Genomic DNA, 337 nt, shown 5'->3' with positions numbered 1-337 from the left:
ACGAAGATGGTTCTATCCGTCTAAGCCAAGAGCAACTGTTATCACAAGCATCTGATGTTGAAGGCGATGACCTTACTGCTAGCGACCTTACGGTTGGTGGAGATGCGACGGTTGTAGCTAATGATGACGGCAGCTTCACCATCACGCCAGATGAGAACTTCAATGGTGACATCGATATCAGCTTCGATATCTCTGATGGCACCAATACGGTTCAAGCTTCTGCAGACCTAACCGTTAACCCAGTTAACGATTTGCCAGTACCTCAAGATCAACAGTTCAGTGTTGAAGAAGACGGCACGCTCATCTTCACTGATGCAGACCTATTAACAGGCGCTAC

The 337-nt window shown here is 47.5% G+C and carries 1 protein-coding gene; it reads left to right on the top strand.

The features are described 5' to 3' along the window. Positions 1-337: cadherin-like domain-containing protein (locus AB4585_RS22195; protein ID WP_372170974.1), on the top strand; the 337-nt coding region annotated here is incomplete at both ends.

This window comes from Vibrio sp. 10N.222.49.C9, from assembly GCF_041474985.1.
GTDB lineage: Bacteria > Pseudomonadota > Gammaproteobacteria > Enterobacterales > Vibrionaceae > Vibrio > Vibrio crassostreae_C.
Note: the sequence above shows the minus strand (reverse complement) of the source record. Positions and strands in the feature narration are given on the sequence as shown.